The sequence below is a fragment of the Brunnivagina elsteri CCALA 953 genome (genome assembly GCF_002289455.1).
Classification (GTDB): Bacteria; Cyanobacteriota; Cyanobacteriia; order Cyanobacteriales; family Nostocaceae; genus Brunnivagina; species Brunnivagina elsteri.
Genome location: NZ_NTFS01000487.1, coordinates 1 through 4,392, shown reverse-complemented (window position 1 = coordinate 4,392; position 4,392 = coordinate 1). Strand labels below are relative to the sequence as shown.

Sequence of the window (4,392 nt, the reverse complement as noted above, 5' to 3'; positions counted from 1 at the left end):
CTCAAACACTGTTCCCATTCCTCTGTGGGTTTAATCATATCAACGATACTATTGTCAATCCCAATATCTTCCCGTAAAATTTCCGCTTGGGTTTCGTAACTACTTTCCGCTTTGATTCTGGATAGTAATTCTACTGCTTCCATCCCTAACCAGTGATAACCCGATGCAATCCCTTGTTGGTAATACTGCTCTAATAAACCCGATAACATGGACGCATTATCTGCATCTACCCAGTAATGGCAAAGACAAAGAAATAAAACTTCTAAACTCGTATTATCCCCAGGGAAAGCAATTCTCCCTTCCTGAATAAATCGCTTTTGGGAAACCTCCCCACCCTGCACCTGCAATAATACCTTTAAGTTATAGTAAATTATTCTCAACCAATGTTCTGACTGACGGGCTAACCAAGATGTATGCTCCAAAGCTGCTTGGAGTGATTTTGGTGAACCATCCTTAATTAAAGCCAGAATAAAAAATAAACCACCCGTAGTATTAAAATAAACCTGACGTTTCCCCGCAGCTTTTTTTAATTGCTCCAACCCCTTGGAAAAATGTGCGATCGCACTTACATTATCACCCTGCAAAAAACACAACCATCCCCAATAGGGAGCAGTATTCTGGAGATAATCTTCAGGCAAAGACTCCAAAGTTTCCTTTGCTTCCTGGAGACAACCGCGAAAAAGTAACTGTTCTGTCAACTGCAAACGCAATCGTTCCGAAGTATGTACCCCTGCTGAGTTGAAACATTCCTCCTGAAGCATGGTAAATGCCTCATCCGCAGGGATAAAATTCAGTAATGAGTGATTGAGAACCATCCAAATACAATGGTCATACAAGTTTTCTGGTAAGGTAGCAAACCACTCACCATCAAAAGGGTTATTGCATATTTCTAATAAAACATCTTCCAGAGATAGCTTATTTTCCCGAAAACCAAATTTTTGGTAATCTTCAAGCTGCTGATTAATAAAATTTAAATCTTGGGAATACAAACCAATCCGCACTTCCCGAATAAATTGTAAATCGTTTTGGAAACTGCGAGGTCCATCTTCCCAAAAAACCCTGATTGGTTGTCCCAAAGTCACTGCTTTCGCCAACTCTGGAAAATCTCCAGATTTTACAGCATCGCGGGTGGCTATTTCCATCAACAGAGCATGACAGCGATATCCCTGCTTATTTTCCTGAACCACCAAACCATGTTCGATTAATTTATCAATGTAGGGAGATAAAGTTTTACTAACAAACAGTTTACTTTTTTCATCATATATGGCTGCTCTTTCCAGGCAAATTACCAACGAGAGAGTAGTAAACGGTTCATAAATAAGCGAACATAATTGGACAATTTTTTGTTCCAGCAACGGTTGTTTGCGGTATGTGTCCGCAAGTTGTGCTTGTAGTTTTCGGTTAAAAGCCTCAAAAGTAGCCATAGGGACAGCAGGCATTAAATATACTTTGCACAGAATATAAATAATACCAGATTAATGCGATCGCATAACATCACCAGCGCGAGTACGCGAACGCACCACAACCTAACCCCTGAATTCATCAAAATTTCTATTTCCCCAAAAAATGTGGGATGTATGTCTTCAGCCTCTAGCCGGAATTACCCTCTAATGTCACAATAGTCCTACTTTAATGCTTTACATAAATAACTATGACAATGCATTCTACCCTTCAACGTGCGTTTGCAATTCGCCGCGCTCTCAAAGTAATTAGCGGTTTGAACAACTTCGATGCTGAAAATGTCGCAGCAGTCGTCAAAGCTGCCGAACTTGGTGGTGCGACTTTTGTTGATATCGCTGCTGATGTGGAATTAGTGAGATTAGTTAAAAACATCACTAATTTACCTGTTTGCGTTTCGGCTGTTGAACCAGAAAAATTTGTCCAAGCTGTTGCTGCTGGTGCAGATTTGATTGAAATCGGCAATTTTGATTCTTTCTATGCACAAGGTAGGAAGTTTGAAGCTGAGGAAGTTCTCGCACTCACCAAAAAAACCCGTGCTATGCTTCCTGGAATTACTCTCTCGGTGACTGTACCCCATATTCTCACTTTGGATAAGCAGGTACAACTAGCTGAGGAGTTGGTACAAGCTGGTGCGGATATCATTCAAACTGAAGGTGGTATTAGCAGTAAACCACTACATGCTGGAACTTTGGGATTGATTGAAAAGGCTGCTCCCACTTTGGCTGCTGCTTATGAAATTTCCCGCGTTGTTTCTGTTCCTGTGCTTTGTGCTTCGGGTATTTCTAGTGTGACTGCATCTTTAGCTACTGCTGCTGGTGCTGCTGGGGTTGGTGTTGGTTCTGCTGTCAACCAACTCAATAGCAAGGTTGCCATGATTGCTGCTGTACGTAGTTTGGTGGAAGCTTTGGCTACTACTAATACTTCGTCCCATAATTTTGCGTAATTAAATGCGTAATTAAATGCGTAATTAAATAAATAAATAAAGACGACCCACCGGGTCGTCTCTACGTTACGTTACGATTAATTTATTACTTCTTTGACGGCATATATTACTTGATCTTGCTGTTCTTCGCTCAATTCGGGGAACATGGGTAATGATGTCACTTCTTTACTTAGTTCTTCGGCGATGGGTAATTGTCCTAATTTATACCCTAAATCTTGATATATAGGCTGTAAGTGTAATGGCATTGGGTAATAAATCATTGTATTTACGCCCTGTTCTTGTAACTTTTGACGTACTTCTTCCCTTTTTCCGTCAAGAATACGAATGGTATATTGGTTCCAAACACCTTCACCACCAGTTAATTCTTGAGGTGTAATAATACCGGAAATTTTTGATAGAAATTGATGATAGCGAGATGCGATCGCTCTTCTCTTGGTGTTCCAATTATCTAAATACCGTAATTTAATTTGCAGAATTACAGCTTGAATGCAATCTAAACGACTATTTACACCAATTTCGCTGTAATGATATTGGTCAGATTGTCCATGATTCTTGATAACTCGCATTCTGGCAGCAATTTCTGGGTTATTAGTCGCGATCGCACCACCATCACCACAACCACCTAAGTTTTTCGTCGGGTAAAAGCTAAAACAACCAATATCCCCTATACTACCCACTTTCTCTCCACCCCAAGTAGCCCCTGTCGATTGGGCGCAATCTTCAATAATCTTGATATTATGCTGTTTGGCTAATTTCATCAAAGCTGTCATATCGACAGGTTGACCGAACAAATGTACTGGAATAATCGCTTTAGTTTTGGGTGTAATTGCGGCTGCGACTTGCTGTATGTTTAAGTTGTAAGTGTTTGCGTCAACATCAACAAAAACCGGTTTTGCCCCCACTGCACTAACTACTTCCGAAGTCGCAATAAAAGTAAAAGGTGTAGTAATGACTTCATCTCCCGCACCAATGTCAAAAGCACGTAAAGCTAAGTAGAGAGCATCCGTACCTGAGTTACAAGCAATACATTCAGTAAGATTGTGATAGGCTGCAAATGCTCGTTCAAAGGCATTAACTGCTGGTCCACCGATGTAACGACCAGAAGCTAACACTTCTAAGACCGCAGCGCTAATGTCGGCTTCGATGGTAGCATATTGTTGCTTGTTGTCAAAGGCTGGGATAGATTTTACACTTTGAATCATGAGTTTTGTAGAAGTAGAAATATTGACGCAAACAGATGTTTATGGATAATTGAATTTTCAATCCAAACAAGACTAAAAATACTGTTTTCTAAAATACGCTTTTTTGGGCATTTTTACTTAGTTTTAAAGAATGTAACAAAAATATCAGCAGTATTGAATACATTATTGAATATATATCCACCAAGAATTAGTCGTTATCAGTTAGGTTCCCAGTAGTCAGTAGTCAGTGAAAAGTAATCAGGAATCAGTTGCCCAATCCCCAACCTATGCCAGAAATTATCCAGTTAGAATTTCCTCTCGATTTAGTTGTCGCAGTTGCATTAATGGTGATTACCATTGGTTTATCTGCTTGGGAAAGACTCGGACTAGAGTTTAACCTACTTGTTGCCACTGGGAGAACATTTCTCCAACTAATGGTTTTGGGGTATGTGTTGGATTTCATTTTTGCGCTGAGTAGTGCCATGAATAATGCTGTGGCAGTGTTGGCGATTTTAGCAATAATCTTGACAATTTCGGCAACTGTTACCCGGAATCGCATCAGTACCAAGATTACCTTAGTTTTACCATTGGTTTGGGGTTCATTATTTGTTAGTACTGCTTTAGCTGTTTTGTATCTGAATTTCCTGATAATTCAACCGAAACCTTGGTTTGAAGCGCGATATTTGATTCCTTTAGCTGGTTTAATTTTAGGTGGTGCGATGAATGCTGCTGCGATCGCAGGGGAACGGTTGGTAAAAACGATTGATTCGAGCCATTTGGAAATTGAGACACATTTGAGTTTAGGTG

The 4,392-nt window shown here is 40.1% G+C and carries 3 protein-coding genes and 1 pseudogene; 2 read left to right on the top strand and 2 right to left on the bottom strand.

Annotated elements, in window-relative coordinates:
- Nucleotides 1-1,439, bottom strand: a pseudogene (locus CK510_RS26940) (ATP-dependent helicase); the annotation flags it as partial.
- Between the two features lie 212 nt (nucleotides 1,440-1,651).
- Between CK510_RS26940 and CK510_RS26935 the strand changes: the two are divergent.
- Nucleotides 1,652-2,404, top strand: a complete 753-nt coding sequence (locus CK510_RS26935; protein ID WP_095724589.1) for a DUF561 domain-containing protein — start codon at nucleotides 1,652-1,654, stop codon at nucleotides 2,402-2,404.
- Nucleotides 2,405-2,481: 77 nt separating this feature from the next.
- Here the strand turns inward: CK510_RS26935 and CK510_RS26930 are convergent, their stop codons facing one another.
- Nucleotides 2,482-3,606 carry a DegT/DnrJ/EryC1/StrS family aminotransferase gene (locus tag CK510_RS26930; protein WP_095724588.1) on the bottom strand — a complete coding sequence of 375 codons (1,125 nt, stop codon included), beginning with the start codon at nucleotides 3,604-3,606 and terminating at the stop codon, nucleotides 2,482-2,484.
- Between the two features lie 266 nt (nucleotides 3,607-3,872).
- On the opposite strand from CK510_RS26930, the gene CK510_RS26925 reads away from it, so the two are divergent.
- The coding region (locus tag CK510_RS26925; RefSeq protein ID WP_095724587.1) for an ABC transporter permease at nucleotides 3,873-4,392 on the top strand (520 nt) is incomplete at its 3' end.